Source organism: Mucilaginibacter sp. P4_C11, from assembly GCF_056402115.1.
This window is the reverse complement of sequence record NZ_JBFUIA010000011.1, coordinates 139,864-159,261: the sequence shown is the minus strand read 5'-3', so window position 1 is coordinate 159,261 and position 19,398 is coordinate 139,864. Positions and strand designations below refer to the sequence as shown.

The 19,398-nt window shown below is 43.6% G+C and carries 11 protein-coding genes; 3 read left to right on the top strand and 8 right to left on the bottom strand.

Going from position 1 to position 19,398, the window contains the following annotated elements:
* Positions 1-4: 4 nt before the first annotated feature.
* The 3 genes from AC1DU2_RS12445 to AC1DU2_RS12435 form a co-directional block, all read right to left on the bottom strand.
* Entirely contained in the window at positions 5-691 is a 687-nt protein-coding gene (locus AC1DU2_RS12445; RefSeq protein WP_477384757.1) for a response regulator transcription factor, read from the bottom strand.
* A gap of 82 nt (positions 692-773) precedes the next feature.
* Entirely contained in the window at positions 774-2,141 is a 1,368-nt protein-coding gene (locus AC1DU2_RS12440) for a sulfatase-like hydrolase/transferase (protein WP_477384756.1), read from the bottom strand.
* Positions 2,142-2,160: 19 nt separating this feature from the next.
* Positions 2,161-3,849 (bottom strand): arylsulfatase, encoded by a 1,689-nt coding sequence (locus tag AC1DU2_RS12435; RefSeq protein ID WP_477384755.1) that lies wholly within the window; start codon positions 3,847-3,849, stop codon positions 2,161-2,163.
* A gap of 166 nt (positions 3,850-4,015) precedes the next feature.
* On the opposite strand from AC1DU2_RS12435, the gene AC1DU2_RS12430 reads away from it, so the two are divergent.
* A complete protein-coding gene (locus AC1DU2_RS12430) occupies positions 4,016-5,593 on the top strand; it encodes a glycoside hydrolase (RefSeq protein WP_477384754.1) in 1,578 nt (525 codons plus the stop codon).
* Positions 5,594-5,795: 202 nt separating this feature from the next.
* A complete protein-coding gene (locus AC1DU2_RS12425) occupies positions 5,796-6,875 on the top strand; it encodes an AI-2E family transporter (protein ID WP_477384753.1) in 1,080 nt (359 codons plus the stop codon).
* Between the two features lie 182 nt (positions 6,876-7,057).
* On the opposite strand, the gene AC1DU2_RS12420 is transcribed toward AC1DU2_RS12425, so the two are convergent.
* Positions 7,058-9,415, bottom strand: a complete 2,358-nt coding sequence (locus AC1DU2_RS12420) for an ABC transporter permease (RefSeq protein WP_477384752.1) — start codon at positions 9,413-9,415, stop codon at positions 7,058-7,060.
* 315 nt (positions 9,416-9,730) lie between these two features.
* On the opposite strand from AC1DU2_RS12420, the gene AC1DU2_RS12415 reads away from it, so the two are divergent.
* Positions 9,731-10,555: a sugar phosphate isomerase/epimerase family protein gene (locus AC1DU2_RS12415; protein WP_477384751.1), complete on the top strand. Its 825-nt coding sequence runs from the start codon at positions 9,731-9,733 to the stop codon at positions 10,553-10,555.
* Between the two features lie 146 nt (positions 10,556-10,701).
* Here the strand turns inward: AC1DU2_RS12415 and AC1DU2_RS12410 are convergent, their stop codons facing one another.
* The 4 genes from AC1DU2_RS12410 to AC1DU2_RS12395 all read right to left on the bottom strand — a co-directional run bounded on the left by AC1DU2_RS12410 (position 10,702) and on the right by AC1DU2_RS12395 (position 19,305).
* The gene (locus AC1DU2_RS12410; protein WP_477361769.1) at positions 10,702-11,727 is read right to left on the bottom strand and encodes a DUF4097 family beta strand repeat-containing protein; all 1,026 of its coding nucleotides are present in this window, start codon (positions 11,725-11,727) and stop codon (positions 10,702-10,704) included.
* Between the two features lie 192 nt (positions 11,728-11,919).
* Complete coding sequence (locus tag AC1DU2_RS12405; protein ID WP_477384749.1) at positions 11,920-14,307, bottom strand: ABC transporter permease; 2,388 nt, start codon at positions 14,305-14,307, stop codon at positions 11,920-11,922.
* 112 nt (positions 14,308-14,419) lie between these two features.
* Positions 14,420-16,798, bottom strand: a complete 2,379-nt coding sequence (locus tag AC1DU2_RS12400; RefSeq protein WP_477384747.1) for an ABC transporter permease — start codon at positions 16,796-16,798, stop codon at positions 14,420-14,422.
* A gap of 131 nt (positions 16,799-16,929) precedes the next feature.
* On the bottom strand, positions 16,930-19,305 hold the full coding sequence (locus AC1DU2_RS12395) for an ABC transporter permease (RefSeq protein WP_477384745.1): 2,376 nt from the start codon (positions 19,303-19,305) through the stop codon (positions 16,930-16,932).
* Positions 19,306-19,398 lie beyond the last annotated feature (93 nt).

The following is a 19,398-nucleotide window of genomic DNA, read 5'->3' as shown; positions in this document are numbered from 1 at the left end:
AGCCTTATTTCTCCTTTAAAATATACCCCATCCCTATCACTGTATGAATGAGTTTTGACTGCGCACTTTTTTCTATTTTTTTACGCAGATAGTTTACATACACGTCAATAAAATTGGTGCCCGTGTCAAACTGAATATCCCAAACCTTTTCGGCAATATAATCTCTTGATAATGTTTTGTTGGGGTTGCGCAAAAACAATTCCAGCAAATGGTACTCCTTGGTGGTCAGGGTAATTTCGGTACCTGCGCGCTCGGCAGTTTTAGTAAAGGTGTTTAGCTTCAGGTCGCTAAAGGTTAATAAACCTTCTTCCCGGGGCATTTCCTGCCGTGAACGCCTTAGCAGGGCGCTTATCCGCGCCAAAAGCTCGTTAAAATGAAAAGGTTTTACCAGGTAATCATCAGCGCCCGCCTGCAGGCCATTTACCTTATCGTCTACCCTATCCAGCGCGGTGAGCATTAATATCGGTAGCTGCTTATTATCCCTGCGGATGCGGCGGCAAAGGTCGATGCCGTTAATATCAGGCAGCATCAGATCAAGGATTATCAGGTCAAAAGAATGGCCAGCTAACAGGTCAATCGCTGTAAAGCCGTCAATGGCATGCGTTACCTCATAGTCATGTTCCTGCAATCCCTTTGAAATAAAGGCGGCTACTTTTTCTTCATCTTCAACAAGGCAAATACGGTTCATCATGTACCCCAAATTTGGTAGTTGCAAATTAAAGCAATATTATAGCATATTTAATCGGTCGGGTTTAAACCTCACAAGCTTTACATCAATTTTCGGTTTTACCGGGAAATTTATCAAACAAAGCCTTCATCTCCCTGGCAATATCCGGGTATTCGGTTATTACATTGGTACGCTCGCTGGGATCATACGAAATATTGAACAGCTCTGTTTGCGTTTGCTGAGCATCCTTCAAAATACCTTTGCTGCTGTTTTCGGCTTTAACTTCGCGGTATTTCCAATCGCCCTGTCTTACAGCTTCGCAAACGCCATTGTTTACATAATAAATTTCGCGGTGTTTGGGGTGCCTGGGCGCTTTGCCCAGCAACACGTCGGCTATGGATTGCCCATCCAGTGTGCGACCCTTTGGTAAGGGAGCGTTTGTCCAGTTGGCCAGCGTGGGTAGCACATCCAGGTTGCTTACCATACTGGTGATGGTGGCATTTACAGGGGTATGATTTTTCCAGTATACAATAAATGGTTCACGCACGCCGCCTTCATAACTTTGGCCCTTACTACCGCGAAACACACCAGCGGTACCGGCATCCCAGTGCTTGGTTGCGCCATCGCCCGACATACGGTCCGGAAATTCAATCCACGGACCATTGTCACTCGAAAACATGAAGATCGTATTGTCTGCAAAACCTTGCTTTTCAAGCACCTTCCATATCTGGCCCAGGCTTTCGTCAAGCTGCTCTACCACGTCGCCCAGGTGGCCGCCATCCGAACGGCCCTTATTCTTTTTTGATGATGCAAAGGCCACTGGCAAATGGGGCATATTATGTGCCAGGTACAGGAAAAACGGGTGTCCTTTTTTTTGCGATTTAATGTATTTAATTGCCTCGTTGGTATATAGATCAACTATTGACGAATCAGCAGGCTTAATAACCTCCGGCTTGTGGTTCCTGAAAATCTTTAACGTGGTATCGCTTTTCACATAAGGCGAGCGGTAATCGTGGCTATACAGCAACCCGTAATAGGAATCAAACCCCTGCGCCATGGGATGATTGCAGGGCTTATGATCGCCAAGGTGCCATTTGCCTATCATGGCTGTTTTATAGCCCACATTTTTAAGCATTTCGGCAATAGTAACCTCCTGGTCGGGCAGGCCCAGGGTTGATCCTGGCGGGATAGGATAAGGCAGGTTCATCCTTGATGCATAACGCCCGGTTAATAACGATGCCCGCGATGGCGTGCACGAAGGACTTGATACTACATAATTGGTTTCCCTTACCCCTTTTTGAGCCATTTTATCTAAAAAAGGGGTTTTAATTACGGGGTTGCCGTAACAGCCTAAATCGGAATATCCCATATCATCGGCCAAAACAAAAATAACATTGGGCCGCTGCTGGGCTGATGAACTTGCCACGCAAAGCAAGGCAACAAAAAAGAACAGGTAGGTTTTTATATATGTCATGGTTATACCGGCTGTATTTTTATTTATGGCGAGGTTTGGGGTACACATTATTGGCCATGGCCCATTGGTGCCACATGGCGCTCAATTGGCTCACCTTTTCGGGGTATTTAGCTGCCTGGTCATTGATCTCGGTTTCGTCATCCTTTATGTGGTACAAGTTCCAGGTGGTATCGTTGGATAAGGAAAACATTTTCCAGCCATTGTACCTAACATAACGCGCGCCATAGTGCTCATTAAACAAAGCCTCATCGGCATTTGTTATTCCCTTAAATGAGGCTGCAAAGCTTTTGCCCTGCTTGGGCATTACCGGGTGACCTTTATAGGTAAGCGGGTATATTGTTTTTGCCAGCTCGACAAACGTGGCCATAAAATCTTTTACATGGCCCAACTGGTTTGATAAGCTGCCATTTGCCACAGTTACCCCCTTTGGCCAAAACGCGATCATCGGGGTATGAACGCCGCCTTCATATGATTCGGCTTTCCAATACCGGTACGGTGTGTTGGCCACGTTTGCCCAGCGTTCGCCAATGGATGCATAAGATGTTTCGAGGCCCGGAAGGATTGTTTTTTTCATATCGTAAGCAATCTTTTCGCCGGCGCGGGTTTGGTTGGGCCTGTCAAATCCGGGACCGTAAGCGGTACAGTTTTCGCTGCTGGCGCCATTATCGCTTAAAAAAACAATGAGTGTATTATCCAGTTTGCCACTTTCTTTTAATGCCTTTATAATACGGCCTACCCCCTGGTCCATCCTGTCAATCATGGCGGCATGCACGGCCATGGCGGCGGCGTCCCAGTCTTTGTTGGGATTATCCTCCCACTTCAAGCTTGCCTTATCCCTAAGCGATAAGGGTGCCTTTGCAGCGTCAATAATACCTGCTTTTACCAGCTTATTGTACCTGCGTGCGCGGATGGTATCCCAGCCAACCTTATAGGTATCTTTATACCTTGCAATATCTTCCGGCGGTGCCATCAGCGGCCAGTGCGGCGCGTTTTCGGCAACGTATAAAAAGAAGGGCTTGTTATCCCTGCTAAACTCCTTAATATAGCTTGCGGCTGTGTCGTTAATAGCATCTGTATGGTAATAGTTTTTAGGGACAGTTTTAACGGGCGTTGTGCCGCTTACCAGGCTAAACGGGTCATAATAATCAACCACTCCCCAAATGGTGCCGAAAAATTTTTCAAACCCGCGGCTGGTTGGGTATTGCGCCAATGGCGAAAAAGTTGGATAATAAACCTGGTGATTAAGCCACTTCTGTTGCTCTTCAGGATCTTTTTGCCCTACTGTATTGCTTACAYGCCACTTGCCCGACATGGCAGTATGGTACCCCGCCCCTTTTAACGCCTCTGCAAGGGTAACCGAATTTTCGGCCAGGTGCCCAAGGTAGCCGGGCTCATCCTCAGTATCGGTCATGTTGCCAATACCCGCACGCTGGTTGTACAAACCCGTTAGTAACGATGCCCTTGTGGGGCAGCAACGGGATGTATTGTAAAAGCGGGTATACCTGATGCCATGCGCAGCCAGGTAATCAATATTAGGTGTATGAATTTCGGACCCGTAACAGCCTATATCAGAAAAGCCAAGGTCGTCGGCAAGTATCACCACTATATTGGGGCGGGTATCTTTAACCGGTTGCTTTGCAGGTTGTTTAAAAAACACAAAGGAAAACGCAAGCAAAATACCCACGATTGCTAAAGCTATTTTTTTCATGATGTAGAACTACCCTGGATTGATGTATGAATACTGTTAAAAGTAATAATAAAACCCTAACAGCCCCGGTGCAAAAGGTATGGTAATACTTTTTTTACCAAAATACCTCAAATGATGTTTGCGTGCAGCACCTCAATATAAAAATGACAGCTTATATTTGACCAAGATGAAATTACCCAAAAGCCTTTTTAAACAGCTATTCCTAACCTTCCTGCTGGTAACTATTTCCCAATTTGCCGCCATTGCTCAAAAAACGGACACCGTAATAACCTTGCAGGTAAATTTGAACAATACCGCGCAGACAATTGAAAACATAGGAGCATCGGGCTGCTGGTTTTCTGAGGGGATAGGCAAATACTGGCCTGCCGAAAAAAGGGAAGCTATCGCACGTTTATTATTCAGCAAGGAAAAAGATAAGCAAGGTACCCCCGTAGGGATAGGGCTATCCGCGTGGCGCTTTAACATAGGTGCCGGCACAACTGAACAGGGCGACAGCAGCGGCATTAAGGATTTCAGAAAAAGAACGGAGTGCTTTTTAAGTCCTAATGGCAGCTATGACTGGAGCAAGCAGGCGGGATATCAATTCTTTTTAAAAAAAGCACATGATTATGGGGTAGAAACGTTGATAGCTTTTTCAAACAGCCCACCGGTACAATTTACCAGGAACGGGCTGGGTTACAAAACAGAAAAGGATTATACCAGTAATTTAAAAGCTGATGCGTACGACTCCTATGCTGATTTTTTAGCCAAAGTGATCCGTCATTTTGATCAGGAAGGCCTTCATTTTAGCTACATAAGCCCGGTTAATGAGCCGCAATGGGATTGGTCGCACCCCTACAAGCAAGCCGACCAGGAAGGTTCGGCATGGAAAAACGACGAAATTTACCATGTAGTTAAAGAACTCAACGGCGCGCTTACCAAGGAAAATCTTGATACCAAAATTTTGATAGGTGAGGCCGGGATGCTCAATTACCTGTATTCGGGCAAAGGCAATTCATCAAGCCAGATCCAGCATTTCTTCGGCCCCGGCAGTTCATTATCTGTTAAAGCACTGAACCATGTGCCGCCAGTAATTGCAGGTCACAGCTACTTTACCGAAAGTAACGACAGCACACTCGTTGCAATCAGGACCAGGCTGGCCGATACTGCCAAAAAGTATAACATCAGCTACTGGGAATCTGAGTATAGCATGCTGGCAGATGGTTTTAAAGAAGGTGTAAAAGGCGACAGAAGCGCGATGGATTGCGCACTGTTCCTGGCTAAAGTTATTCATGCCGACCTTACCGCGGGCAACGCCACTGCCTGGCAATTTTGGAATTCCTACGAGCCGGGCAGTGCCGAATTTAATACCCGCTACTACCTTATTGCGCTAAAACCCCAGCCCGATTATAAAGATGGCGAATTTACAGTAACCAAAAACCTTTGGGCTTTGGGACATTACAGCTTATTCGTTCGCCCGGGAATGGTTCGTGTGTATACCGGCGTTGAACATTCAGCTGACAATAAGGTGCTGATCTCGGCCTGGAAGGATAAAAACAATAAATTGGTAATAGTAGCCATTAACCGCGGCACAACGGATACATCTGTAAAACTTGGCTTAAGTAATAACAAAAGGGCATACAAAACACTGGATACCTATTTAACCACGGGCGACAAGGACAAGAACATGCAATTTTCCAGTGGAAGCTATAAATCCCAGATTACGCTTCCGGCCCGTTCAATTTCCACTTTAATATTGAATTGATATTACTTATACGCGGCTGCTTACATCGCTATTACTTCCCGCCTCCGACCGGCAATTCCACATAAAAAGTGGTGCCGCTTCCGGGGATCCTGCGCTTAAATAATCCATTACCAAACTTAAATTAATACAGTATTATCAATTTGTTAAAACTTTTAAGTGTATTTATTGTCACTTTATCTGAACCCAATTCAATAAGTACCATATGCCCCCTATTGATGATAAATACACCAATAAAATAATCCAGAAGGAACTCACCTATATTCAAAAAGTATGGCATACTGTGGCTATCGTAGCTTTATTGGTAGTAACCATATTGATTGCCCGCGTTGCATTTAACGTGTTACTAATGGTGCTGGCTGGTGTATTGATATCCGTTTACTTTCATGGCCTGGGCGACATGATACAACGCAAAACTCAATGGCGACGCCGGATTTGCATGATTATTTCTATTGGCGGTACGTTTGTGTTGCTTGGGGTTTTATTTTGGTTTATGGGATCTAAAATATCTAACCAGGTAGCTGTGTTGAGTGACACCTTGCCACATACCATCAGCAACGCAAAAGTAAAGATGAACGAAACCCCTATCGGCAGGAAGATATTGGAGTACCTGGCAGACGACAACTCGGATGCTTTGATGACAACTGCCAAATCATTCTTTAGCACCAGCTTTGGTGTGCTGGGTAATATTTATATCATCCTTTTCCTGGCCATATTCTTCACCAGTAATCCAAATCTGTATAAGGATGGCATGATAAAATTGGTGCCCGAGACCCGGAAACCACTCGCGCACCAGGTAATTGACAGGATTAGCTTTGCGCTCAAGGGATGGTTGAAAGGAATGATGCTATCCATGGTGCTGGTGTTTATTTTACTATCTATTGGCTTGGGCATTATGAGCATCCCGGTGGCTTTGGTGCTTGCCTTGCTTACGGGCCTGCTGAAACTAATCCCCAACTTTGGATCATTAGCAGCCATGATTCCCGGTGTTTTGCTGGCTTTAACCATAAGCACAAATACCGCTATCATAGTAGCATTAATGTACATAGTTATCCAAACCATAGTAAGCAATATTGTGACCCCCATTATTCAAAACAAGATGATTAACATACCACCGGCTTTAACCATATTGGCGCAGGTATTAATGGGTACATTATCGGGCGTTTTAGGTATTATACTGGCCGTGCCTTTACTGGCTATTGTGATGATTTTGGTTGATGAGTTGTACGTGAAAAAGATAACAGATCTTGATATTGTTATCGTGCCCGAAAGAAGTCAGCCCTAAAACAAAATGCGTACCGGATCTCATCCCGGAACGCATATTACTAATCAACTAAATCCAAATTTCTCAGGTTTGGAAGATTTTTATTAAAGTCTTAAGTTCTGATCCTGTAGTATAAAGCGCAAGCTTCATTTTATTTTTCGAACCGAAGACTTAAAACTAACGACTTCCGGCTTAAGACTAAATTATTCGGCCTGGATACTTTTTACCGGATTGGCTATTGCAGCTTTAACCGATTGAAAGCTTACTGTTAACACCGCTATGATAATAGCAACTAAGCCAGCCATTACAAATGTTAACCAGCCAATATCTATACGGTAACTAAAATCCTGCAGCCACTTATTCATGGCGTAGTAGGCAAACGGCGTAGCTATAATTATGGCTACCAATACCAAAGCAACAAATTCCCTTGTTAGCATTTGGGTAATGCTGGCTACACTTGCCCCTAACACTTTCCGGATACCTATCTCCTTTGCGCGATTTTCGGCCATATAGGCTGCCAGTCCGAATAAGCCAAGGCATGATATGAAAATGGTAAGCCCGGCAAATACAAATGCCAATGAGCCTGTTTGCTGCTGATCGTTAAATTTCTTTCCAAACTCGTGGTCAACAAATTCATAGGTGAACGGATAGGCAGGGTTATATTTTTTAAAGATCTTTTCTGCTAACTCAAGGTTTTTGGCCATGTTGTTTTTTTCATTCAACCGAATGACGGTATTGTATGTCCAATATTTGGATGCAAAAACAATCATTGGGTCTACATTAGCATAGGGCGATCTGATAATAAAATCCTTAAACACACCAATGATCTGCAATTTCTCATTGCCCCTGGTGATAAATTTGCCAATAGGACTTTTTAAATGCATCGATTTAACCGCAGTTTCATTTAGCATAACAGATGCGCTATCGCCGGGGAAAGCATTAAAATCAACATCCCTGCCTGCTACCAGTTTAAGCCCCATTGTTTTCACAAAATCGCCCGCAGTCCCCAGCCTCGAAAATCCCATTTTGTCCTGGTTGGCATCGTTGCCCTCCCACTTAAAGCCATCAGTACGACTGCCCTCTATCGTTACGGTGTACCCTGTTTTACTCATGGCGGTAACAGCTCCACTGTTGATCAGGTCGTTTTTAATCAGGTCGTAGTTTTTATTGATGTCGCCTTCCATAGGAACCTCTACCAGGTTATTTTGCTTGTAACCAATATCGCGGTTTTGGGCAAACTTAATTTGCCTGTAAACCACAATGGTAGCTACAACTAATACAATAGCTACCGTAAACTGTAGTACAACCAGCACCTTACGCGGACTAATGAGTTTCTGTGTATCCTTAAAAGTCCCCTTCAAAACTTTAACCGGCCTAAAACCTGACAGGAAGAATGCAGGATAGCTGCCCGCAAGCAATCCTGTTACGATGATAAAGCCAAAGAAAGCTAATAAAAATGCCGGATCGATATAATTAATAACCAACGCTTTGCCGGTTAGCTGGTTAAATGCCGGCAAACAAAGCAGCACCAATAACAAGGATACCAGCCCGGCTATAAAAGTTATCAATATGGATTCGCTTAAAAACTGGCCTATGAGGCTTAGCCTGCCCGCGCCAATTACCTTACGAACCCCCACTTCCCTCGCCCGTTTCTGGCTTCTGGCGGTACTCAGGTTCATAAAATTAATACAGGCGATAAGCAGTAATATACCGGCAATACCAAGCAGCAGGTGCACTATCTCGATGCGCCCGCCTACAATTTTTCCGTTTTCGAAAGTTGAATACAAGCGCCATTTGGTCATGGGATGTAAAAACACCTCGAGTGATGCCTTCGGGTCATGTGCTTTTACAACATTTTTTATCTTATCAGCAAACTTGTTGATATCAACATTAGGCTGTAGCTGTACATATGTATTGTAGCTGTTATCGCCCCAGGATCCATTGGTGTAGGTATTTTCGTTTGCGGCCAGCGAAACCAGGTATTCAAAATCGAAGGTAGTGTTGTTTGGTAAATCGTTTAAAACACCGGTTACTTTGTAGCTTGTTTTATTCTCCAGCTTAATCAGCTTATTCATCGGGTCGGCATCGCCAAATATCTTCTTAGCCAGGTGTTTGGTTATCACAATATCGGTAACACCATCCAAAGCATGCTCCGGGTTGCCTTGCAGAAACGGGAAGCTGAACATGGTTAAAAAGCCCTTGTCCACATCGTTCCCCTTGGCTTTAACAGAGTTATCTCCAAAATTAAAAAGACGGTCGATACTCCAATATTGCCGCGCGTAGTTTTTAACCTCAGGAAACTCCTGTTTTAAGGTTTTGCCTATGGGCGACGAGGTAACATCAAATGTATAAACGTTGGTACCATCGGTTCCCCGGTTCCAAACTTTGTAAAGGGTATTTTTATTTTGTTGGAAATCTTCAAAACTGTATTCGTTTTGTACCCAGGCCCAAATGAGTATGGCGCCTGCCATACCTACAGCAAGCCCGGTTATATTGATAAACGAAAACCCTTTTTTGTTGATAAGGTTACGCCAGGCTATTTTAAAATAATTTTTTATCATGGTGATGTTCAATATTTCTACTACACCCAAAAAGCACGTGCCAAATATATAATATTTTGACAATCAGAAATTTGCAAAAAATGCAGTTATTTTAACCGTACGGAAACGTTACAGGGAGTGTGCGTTTTTATCGCTTAAATTTTCGAGCCTGAAAAACACAACCAAAATGCAAAAAGATGGAGAAATTGGGTTTGATATTAAAATGGGGACGATCTGGTGGTACAAGGTGACGGGCGGGGCAAATAATCATATATTTATCGCCTTATAACTAATTAATCATACAATCCATCTTTTACCATTCTTATAAGTTTTGCAATGAAAATAAAGTTTTTTTGTCCGCGCTGGGGCTCAGAGCAATTGTCGTGGGATGATTTTTGTTTAAAAGTAAAAGAAGCAGGCTACCAGGGTATTGAAGCACCATTACCTTTTGATGAACAGGAAAAGGCCATCATTTTAAATGCCATAAAAAAACATGACCTGCTTTTTATTGGTCAATATTATCAATCGTTCGAAGAGGATTTTGAGCTCCATAAAATCAACTTCCGCAAGCACCTTGAAAACGTGGCGGAAGCGGGTTCCTTGCTCATTGATTCGCAAACGGGAAAAGATTATTTTACAAGCGACCAAAACCGCCAGCTTTTTATAATTGCTAACGAAATTGCTGTAAAAAGCGGTGTTATCATAGCGCACGAAACCCATCGAAATAAAGCTTTATTCGCTGCTCATGTAGCTAAGCAATTACTTACAGATAACCCCGACGTTTTGATAACAGCAGATTTTTCGCATTGGTGTAACGTATCTGAAAGCCTGCTGGAACAACAAACAGAGGCGGTTGAAACAGCCATTAGTCGCACTATCCACATTCACGCGCGTGTAGGTCACGCCGAGTCGGCTCAGGTTTCGGACCCTGCCGCTCCGGAATGGCATGCAGAGCTCGAAGCCCATTTGCAATGGTGGGATGCAATAGTAAATTCACGTGTGCAAAGCGGCGCCGGCTTGCTAACCATTACCCCCGAGTTTGGGCCGCACCCCTACATGCCGGCGCTACCGTATACAAAAATGCCTGTGGCTAATCAATGGGACATCAATGTAGGGATGATGAACCTACTCAAGAAGCGTTACCGGGAGTATTTAGCCTAAAGTCTGAAGTCTTAAGTCCGAAGCCCTAAGTCATTTCAGATTTAGAAACTTAAGACTTGTGGCTCGGGACTTATGACTTAACACACAAACGGCCTGTCGCGTTAAACAACAGGCCCTTGTGCGTACTTGGTTACTTTATATAGATCTTAGTTAAGATTAAGATTGATACGGCTGTTGCCTCTTACTTCGAAGGATGAACCGCCACCATTCAATTTGCCTTCTATCCTTTCTTTCTCTTTAGTGCCACTAAAGTTTGATGTAAAGTTGGCTTCTACCTTATCGGCACGCAGATCAAGATCAAGGGCCGATTTTGATGGCACCGAGATATCAATGTGGCCCGAGCTTACATCAATTTTAACATATTTGCCCACGCTGGCAAATTGCGCATGAAAGCTGCCGCCACTGGTTGAAGCATCCAACGCGCAAGCCAAGCCGTTAAGGTTGATGCTGCCACCTGATGTACCTGTTTTTAGCTCGCCTGCAATATTGTTGGCGCTGATGCTACCACCACTGGTATTGGCATCAATAGTTCCCTTTAAATCGGTAAGACGTAATGAGCCGCCCGAAGTTTCCAGGTGAATTTTACCATTACAGTTACTTGCTTCGATACTGCCGCCGCTTGTTTCCAAATCAATGCTCGATCCCGAATTGCTTACATGAATGCTGCCGCCTGATGTTTGGCCTTTGATCATCCCGGTTAATTTATCAACATGCAAACTGCCGCCGCTTGTTTCAAACTTTTCGGTACCATCTAAATTATCCAGGTGTATGCTGCCACCACTGGTATTCAGGCTGGTGTTAACATTTTTGGGTACAAATACCTTAAAGCCGATACTTAACGAATTTCGCCAGTTAGAAAAATTGTGCTTGTTTTTGGCCGTCGCATGAACTTCGCCACCACTAACGGTAACGCTTAGCTCGTAGTTTTCCAAACGCTTTTGGATTTCTTCTTTTGATATATTGCCGATGCTATTGTTTCCCTGGATATAAACCTCGACGCGCGGCGATTCGCCGGCAGCACCGCTCACGGTAATACTTCCGCCCGATGTATTTACAAATACATCTTTAACAGCTCCGGAAATGGGTTTGGTCATGTATGGAGTTTTGGAGTCTTGCGCAAAAACAACACAGCTTTGGCAGGCAACAAAAAATAGCAGTAAGTGCTTTTTCATAATGTTTTAGTTTGGTTTATTGATAAGACAACGGCAGGAAGAAATAAGTTGCATCCGGGGGGAAATAAATTCCAAATCCTAAACTCTAAATCCTAAAGAGTAAATTCCAAAACCTAAATCTCAAAATGGAAAGACTAAATCATCATAACCGTAATATCGAACTCTTCACAAATAAACCATTGAACCAGTGAACTACTCACTCCTCAAACTATCCACCGGGTTCGCTAACCCGGCCTTTATCGCATGATAACTGATGGTTATAACCGCAGTTAGCATAGCAATTACCCCGGCTGCGGTGAATACCCACCAGGGGATAGATATGCGGTAGGCAAAATTTTGCAGCCAATTATGCATAGCCCACCAGGCTACCGGCGACGCTATGATGATAGATAACAACACCAGCTTCAGAAAATCGACAGATAACAGGGTGCCAATACTTGACAAACTTGCACCTAATATTTTGCGGATGCCTATCTCTTTGGTGCGCTGTTCAATAGTGAAAGCTGCCAACCCAAACAAACCCATAGTGGCCAGGATAACGGTGATGTAAGTAAACAGGCTAAAAATCGCCGCCAATCTATCTTCGGCTTTGTATTGCAGGTTAAAGGCATCGTCCATGAAAGTGTATTCAAACGGGGTATCCTGATCATACTTTTTATAGATGCTCTGCATTTTGGCCAGCAAGGTTGGCAAATTGGTATGCGGTTTTATTTTGGCAAAAAGGGTGCAGCCCCTTTTGCTCCAAAGCGTTGTAGTGTCTGCAAGCGTAAACAATACCACAGGCTTTAATTCATCGGCTAGCGAGGTGAAGTTAAAGTTTTTGATAACACCTACTACTTCCAGTTTCTCTCCTTTATTATCAACATAACTACCTATCGGGTTTGAAGGCAAATGAAGCTTTGCGATAGCCAGCTCATTGATTACTATTTTGTTTTGGCCCAATACATCTGTGCTGTTTAAAGGCGGATGTTTCCATTTTAAATCCAACAGCGAGGTAAACTTACTATCAACCATCATGGGTACCAGGCCTACGGTTTCGCCTTTTTGTTTTCCATCAACAAAAAACATATCGTAACCTTTAAACATCGGGTGATTTGATGTAGCCACACTGCTTACGCCGGCCAGGTCGCCTATATCCTTTTTAAATGCGGCGTACGATTTGGATAAGTTTGTACCTGCCGGAACCATAATGGTGTTATCGCGACTAATACCCGTATCGGCATGTCTGAAATAATAAAGTTGCCTGTCTATAATAATGCCGCAAATGATGAGCCCTACCGAGATAGCAAATTGCAGGGTAGTAAAAACCTTGCGCACTGTTGCGCCGCCTGCCTGCGTACTCATTTTACCTTTTAGGGTGATTACCGGTTTAAAGGCTGATAACACCAGTGAGGGATAGCTACCGGCAATTAGCACGGTGATTACCAGCAAGGCAAACATCAGCCCTATAACTATCGGGCTATATAAAAAAGAATTGTCGATCTTCAATTGCAAAACGTTTAAAAACCAGGGCTTGCACAGGTAACACAGGCAATATCCTAACACGAACGAGATTCCCGTAAACAATGCAGATTCTACATAAAACTGTATGGCGATACTTTTACGGCTTGCGCCGGATACCTTGCGTACGCCAACCTCTTTAGCCCTTAATGTTGCCCTGGCTGTAGAGAGGCTCATGTAATTAACCAATGCCAATAACAATATTAGTACGGCAACCAAAGGAAATACTTTAAGGTATTTAATGTTGGATGAATCGCCAAAGTTGTTTTGCAGATGCGTGTCGGCTATCGGGGTATATGAAAAACTGATGTCGTCATAGTTTTTATCCAACCTGGCTTTTGCCTGCATGTTACGCTTTAAACTTGCCGTGTCGGCAACGTTTTTTAACAGCAAATGCAGATCGAACGAACCTGGCCCTACTTCCTTAACCCCGGTGTAAAACGAAGCCTCCTTCATAGAAAGCAGGCTTAAGTTGGAGGCAATAAAATTATATTCGATAGATGAATTTGAAGGCGCGTTTTCGGCAACGCCGGTAATGTGATAAGTGTAAGTGCTATCTGTTTTAAGCACCAACGTTTGGCCAACGGGATTTGCATCGCCAAAATACTTTTTAGCCATGTCCCGCGATATCACCACAGAAAATGGATCCTTTAATGCAGATGATGAATCTCCGGACAGCAACTTAAATGAAAAGAACTTAAAGAAACCCTGGTCGGCAAACAACAGTTTACTTTCCGAAAATTTGGTTTGCGGAGAAGCAGGGGTATACACTATCACCGGCCTGAAATAGGCCATAGTGCGCATATAGTTCTCAACCACAGGATAGTTTTGCTTTACAATAGGGCCGGTTTCGTAACCCATATGCCCCACGTTGAGCATTGTGCCGCCAATTTTTACAGAAGCATGTAAAACAAATATCCGCTCTCCATTTTTATGGAACCTATCATAACTCATTTCATGGGTTACGTAAAGCATAATCATAATACAAACGGCCAGGCCAACAGCTAAACCTGTTATGTTAATAAAGGTAAAGCCCTTATTCCTGCTTAAACTCCTGAAGGCAATCTTGATGTTGTTCATTGGTTCACTGGTTCATTAGTTCATTGGTACTTATCGCTTCAATCTTGGCTGCAACAGCTAATAACTGCTAATACTGTTAACTGAAAACTGCTAACAGCCAACTGAAAACTGCCTACTCACTCTTCAGGCTTTTCACCGGGTTGGCCAGGGCTGCTTTGGTTGATTGGATGCTAACCGTAACGGCCGCTACCAATAACGCTGCTATACCTGTTATTACAAACACCCACCATTGGATATCTATACGATAAGCAAAATCCTGCAGCCATTTGCTGGATATGTACCAGGCTATTGGCGATGCAATTATTGTTGCTACAACTACCAGTGCTAAAAAGTCTTTTGCTATCAGCAGGATGATATTGGCAATACTTGCACCTAACACTTTACGGATGCCTATTTCTTTGGTGCGCTGCACTACTGCGAAGGCGGTGATAGCAAATAGGCCTAAGCATGCCAGCAAAATAGCCAATACCGAAAATGTTGTGAATACACCGGCAGTACGTTGTTCGGTGCGGTAAAGCGCGTCGTAATCATCATCCAAAAAGCGGTAATCAAAGGGGCGGTGGCTGATACGGCTTTTCCAAACCTTGCCCAGTTCGGCAATGGTTTGGGATGTGTTGTTACCATCTATCCGCACAAAAACGTTATACAACTGATCATCGTTCAGGAACAATACCAGCGGGGTGATAGGGTCATGGAAAGTTTTAAAGTTAAAATCCTTTACCACGCCTTTAATTACACCTGGCGTGTTTTTGTCAATAGTTTTACCTATGGCCTGCTCAGGTGTCCAGCCAAGGGCTTTTACGGCCGATTCATTCAGGATGAAGGAGTAGCGGTAGTTTTTATAATTATTAGATGTATCCAGTGTCATCAAATCGGCATGGGTGTAATCGCTGCCGGCAATTAGTTTCAGTTGGATGGTTTTTATAAAGTTTTCGTCAACTGGGATGGCATTTACCGAGATCTTTTTACCGTCGTTAGTTTTAATAACATCGCCCCAGCCTACGTTAATAGGCTCGTTATTGGCTGCGGCTACCTGCCGAACGCCTGGCACAAGGCTCAGGCCTTTTTCAAGGGCATCCAGTTGTGGAAGGATTTTAGAATCAATAGGCAATACTACCACGTTGCTTTTGTTGTAGCCTACGTCCTTGTTGCGGATGTACGACAATTGCTGTAAGATGATAACCGTAGATATGATCAGGAAAATAGAGATCACAAACTGGAACACGATTAATGATTTACGCACATTTTGCCCGGAGGTAAACGAAAAACCCGATTTCAGGATTTTCGCCAGGTTTGCACCAGATAACAATATAGCCGGGTATGCACCTGCTGCAAAGCCGATAAACAAGCTTAAAACACCCAGGCCAACCAATATTAACGGATTACCAAATGCCGATAACTGCAACTGTTTACCGGAAATGTTATTAAATAAAGGCAATACAAAAGCGGCCAATGCTATGGCTAACACGGCGGCAATAACAGCCGTGAATACAGATTCGGTTATAAACTGCCAAAACAACTCGCCTGTACCTGCACCCATTACTTTGCGCACCCCAATTTCGCCTCCCCTGCCTGCCGATTGGGCTATAGCCAGGTTTACATAGTTTACACAAGCTATCAGCAATATCAGCACAGCCACAGCCAGCATAATGTATATATAAGTTATGCTGCCACCCGGTTCAAATTCATCGGGCATATTGCCATGCAAATGAACATCTTTTAAAGGTTGGATATTGAAACTGAGGTACTCATGGCCGGTCATCTTTAGTTCGTTTTTGCTCACATCGGCCATGTAGCTTTTTATCTCTTTCTGTAGTGGTATAATATCATCTTTACTGTTCAGCAACAGGTAGGTCATGTTATTAGCCGACCACCATTGTTCAGGCCCGTTCCTATCCATATACAAACTAAAGGGCAGTACAAAATCGTACTGGATCTGCGAGTTTGAGGGCACATCCTGGGCAATTGCCGAAACTGTGAATGTTTTTGATCCAACCTTTAACACCTTGCCTATAGCCTGCTGCCCGCCAAAATACTTTTGGGCCGCTTTTTGGGTGATGACAATTTTGTCAGGCGCGTTCAAAACGGAAGTGATATCGCCATCTGTCAGCTTAAATGAAAACACTTTAAAAAAATTAGCATCGGCATATAAAAGGCTATTCTCTTCAAAAACCTTATCAGCATAACTTACTATTGCCGAACTTTTGAGGGTGCGCACATACGCTTCAACCCTTGGCATCATCCGTTTAAATTGAGGTCCGGCTTTGGTTCCGGTAACTGCAATATGCTGCGCTCCGCCAGAGTGTTCATACTCCATCGTAGCCCGCACTATCCTATCGCCATTGGCCTGAAAGTTATCGTAACTCAGTTCATGCTTAATATAGATGCCAATAAGCAGGCAACTGGCAATACCTATGGTTAAACCCAGGATGTTAATGAACGCATACAGCTTGTTCTTTTTTAAATTACGCCACGCTAATTTGGTATTCATATCTTTCTTAAATTCTAATTTCTAAATCCTAAACTCTAATTGTAAAACCCTAAACGCTAAAGTGCCAAATCCCAAAAGCGAAACCTTTTTTTTGTCTTGATACTTGATACTTACTACTTGATACTAAAAATTCACTCGCTCCTTAAACTCTTTATTGGGTTCATCAGCGCTGCTTTTAACGATTGGAAACTGATGGTAACCAATGCTATCACAAAAGTTAAAAATGCAGCCAACACAAAAATCCACCAGTGCAGCGGCGTTTTGTAGGCGAAACTCTGCAGCCATTTATTCATACAGTAATAGCCTATCGGCATAGCAATTATAGTTGCCAGCAATACCGGTTTAAGCAGGTCTTTCGAGATCAGGATAAGGATGTTTTGCACCGATGATCCTAATACTTTGCGTACGCCAATTTCTTTGGTGCGTTTTGTGGCTGTAAACGAAGCCAGGCCAAATAAACCAAGGCAGGCAATAAAAATAGCCAGGCCCGAAAAGATAGTGAGCATGGTTTGTTGCCTGATGTCTGTTTTATACGTGGTATCAAACTTCTGATCTAAAAAAGTATATTCAAAAGGGTAAACCGGCGCTACTTTGGTATAAATATTTTTCACCGCAGCTACCGATGCGGGGATATTGCCTGGTTTTAGTTTGATAACAATTACCCTCCTGTCGTCATTTGGCGCAATCACCAGTGCATCCATGTTTTCTTTAAGGGAAAGGAAATTAAAATCCTCCACGACGCCTACCACATTACGCTTTTTATCATCCCTGCCCCTGTTTTTTATCCACTTGCCTATAGCCTGCTGTGGCGAGAAGCCCAGCTCCTTGGCGCAGGTGCGGTTAATGAGCACTGAGTTAGTAGTATCTGTAGCAAACTCCGGCGAGAAATCGCGGCCGGCAATTACCTTTAAACCTAAAGTTTTTACGTATTCAAAATCAGCAAATTCGGTGCGCGATTTGAAAACGGCCTGTTGCCCTTCAGCATCAAACGCGTGCATATCGTAAAATCCACCCGGCTCGCCCGACATCAGGGAGACTGATGATACAGCACCTGAGTTTTGCAATTCATCCTTAAACGCTTTGCGGTGATCATAAATATCATTGTTATCTATCTTGATAACCAGCGTTTGTTCTTTATCATAACCCAACGATTTACTTTTGATGTAATGCATCTGGTTTACAATAACAATAGTGCCGATGATAAGCATCACCGAAATACTGAATTGTAATACCACCAGGCCCTGCCTAAAAATGCTGCCGCCTTTACCCAGCTTCAATTTACCCTTTAAAGCCTGTATTGGCGAAAACGCCGACATAAATATGGCCGGATAACTTCCGGCTAAAACGCCTACTATCAAAATAACGCCAGTAAGGAACACCCAGATAGGCGCACTATTCCATGATACGGTTAAGGAATAGCCCAGCAACTGGTTGTAGAATGGCATCAGCAGCAACAGTAAACCAATTGACAACGCGCACGATATGAGCGCCAGCATCAACGACTCGCCAATAAACTGCCAGATTAAATGGTTACGCAACGCTCCCATTACCTTGCGCATTCCCACCTCTTTTGAACGCTCAACCGCCCTTATGGTGGCCAGGTTCATGAAGTTGATACAGGCAATAAGCATAATAAGCGCCGCTATGGATATAAAGATGAATACTACCGTTTTATCGCCATGCTTCACATTATCAAAGGCCGAATATTGCTCAAAATAAATGTCATTCAGCGGGGTTAAAGCCAGATCAAACTTGGCACCGAATTTTTGCATATCCTTGCCCATGTATTTATCCATGAACTGCTTAAACCGGCTCTCGAGCGCTGTTTTGCTGGTATGCTCGTTCAAAAGCACGTAAACAAACAGGCCGTTGTTTATCCAAACATTAAAACCCTGGTTTTTAGTATAGTTGGCTATCGGCATCACCATATCAAAATCAAGGTGCGAGTTTGATGGCACGTCTTTGGCAACGCCCGTAACTTTCAGGTTCAGCTGCTTATCAAACTGCACTACCTTACCCATGGCATTATCGGCCGAGCCGAAGTATTTTTTGGCAGTAGTCTCGGTAAGTACCACGCTATTGGGATTATCCAGCGCAGTTGCACCATCGCCTTTCAAAAGCGGGAAAGTAAACAGCTTAAAAAAGCCGGCATCTACAGCGTAAACTTTCTTTTCGTTAAAGGCCTTTTCGCCAAATGATACCAGGTTATTTTGCGGCGATACGCGCACCGCCATTTTGATTTCCTGCGGAAAGTCGTTCAGCAAAGCCGGCGCATACGGCCCCGACAGGTATGGAACCTTCGGCTGCGCCGGATCAAAACCGCGCATTACGCGGTAAATATTTTTGCCTTGCTTATGAAATTTGTCAACACTAAACTCATTCATAATATACAGGAAAATCATGAGGCACACAGTAATGCCCATGGTTAATCCCAGGATATGGATCAGCGAAAATGCCTTCTGCTTGTAAAGGTTCCGCCAGGCTATTTTTAAATAATTCTTAATCATATTCTTAAACTCTAAATACCAAATCCTAAACTCTAAAATTTAAACCCTTAAACTCTAAATAGCAAAACTCCATTTATGTTATTCAAAGCACTC

Bases quoted from the DNA above. Each gene is read 5' to 3' on its own strand.
- AC1DU2_RS12445 (WP_477384757.1), bottom strand. From the start codon at position 691: ATGATGAACCGTATTTGCCTTGTTGAAGATGAAGAAAAAGTAGCCGCC.
- AC1DU2_RS12440 (WP_477384756.1), bottom strand. From the start codon at position 2,141: ATGACATATATAAAAACCTACCTGTTCTTTTTTGTTGCCTTGCTTTGC.
- AC1DU2_RS12430 (WP_477384754.1), top strand. From the start codon at position 4,016: ATGAAATTACCCAAAAGCCTTTTTAAACAGCTATTCCTAACCTTCCTG.
- AC1DU2_RS12425 (WP_477384753.1), top strand. From the start codon at position 5,796: ATGCCCCCTATTGATGATAAATACACCAATAAAATAATCCAGAAGGAA.
- AC1DU2_RS12420 (WP_477384752.1), bottom strand. From the start codon at position 9,415: ATGATAAAAAATTATTTTAAAATAGCCTGGCGTAACCTTATCAACAAA.
- AC1DU2_RS12415 (WP_477384751.1), top strand. From the start codon at position 9,731: ATGAAAATAAAGTTTTTTTGTCCGCGCTGGGGCTCAGAGCAATTGTCG.
- AC1DU2_RS12410 (WP_477361769.1), bottom strand. From the start codon at position 11,727: ATGAAAAAGCACTTACTGCTATTTTTTGTTGCCTGCCAAAGCTGTGTT.
- AC1DU2_RS12405 (WP_477384749.1), bottom strand. From the start codon at position 14,307: ATGAACAACATCAAGATTGCCTTCAGGAGTTTAAGCAGGAATAAGGGC.
- AC1DU2_RS12400 (WP_477384747.1), bottom strand. From the start codon at position 16,798: ATGAATACCAAATTAGCGTGGCGTAATTTAAAAAAGAACAAGCTGTAT.
- AC1DU2_RS12395 (WP_477384745.1), bottom strand. From the start codon at position 19,305: ATGATTAAGAATTATTTAAAAATAGCCTGGCGGAACCTTTACAAGCAG.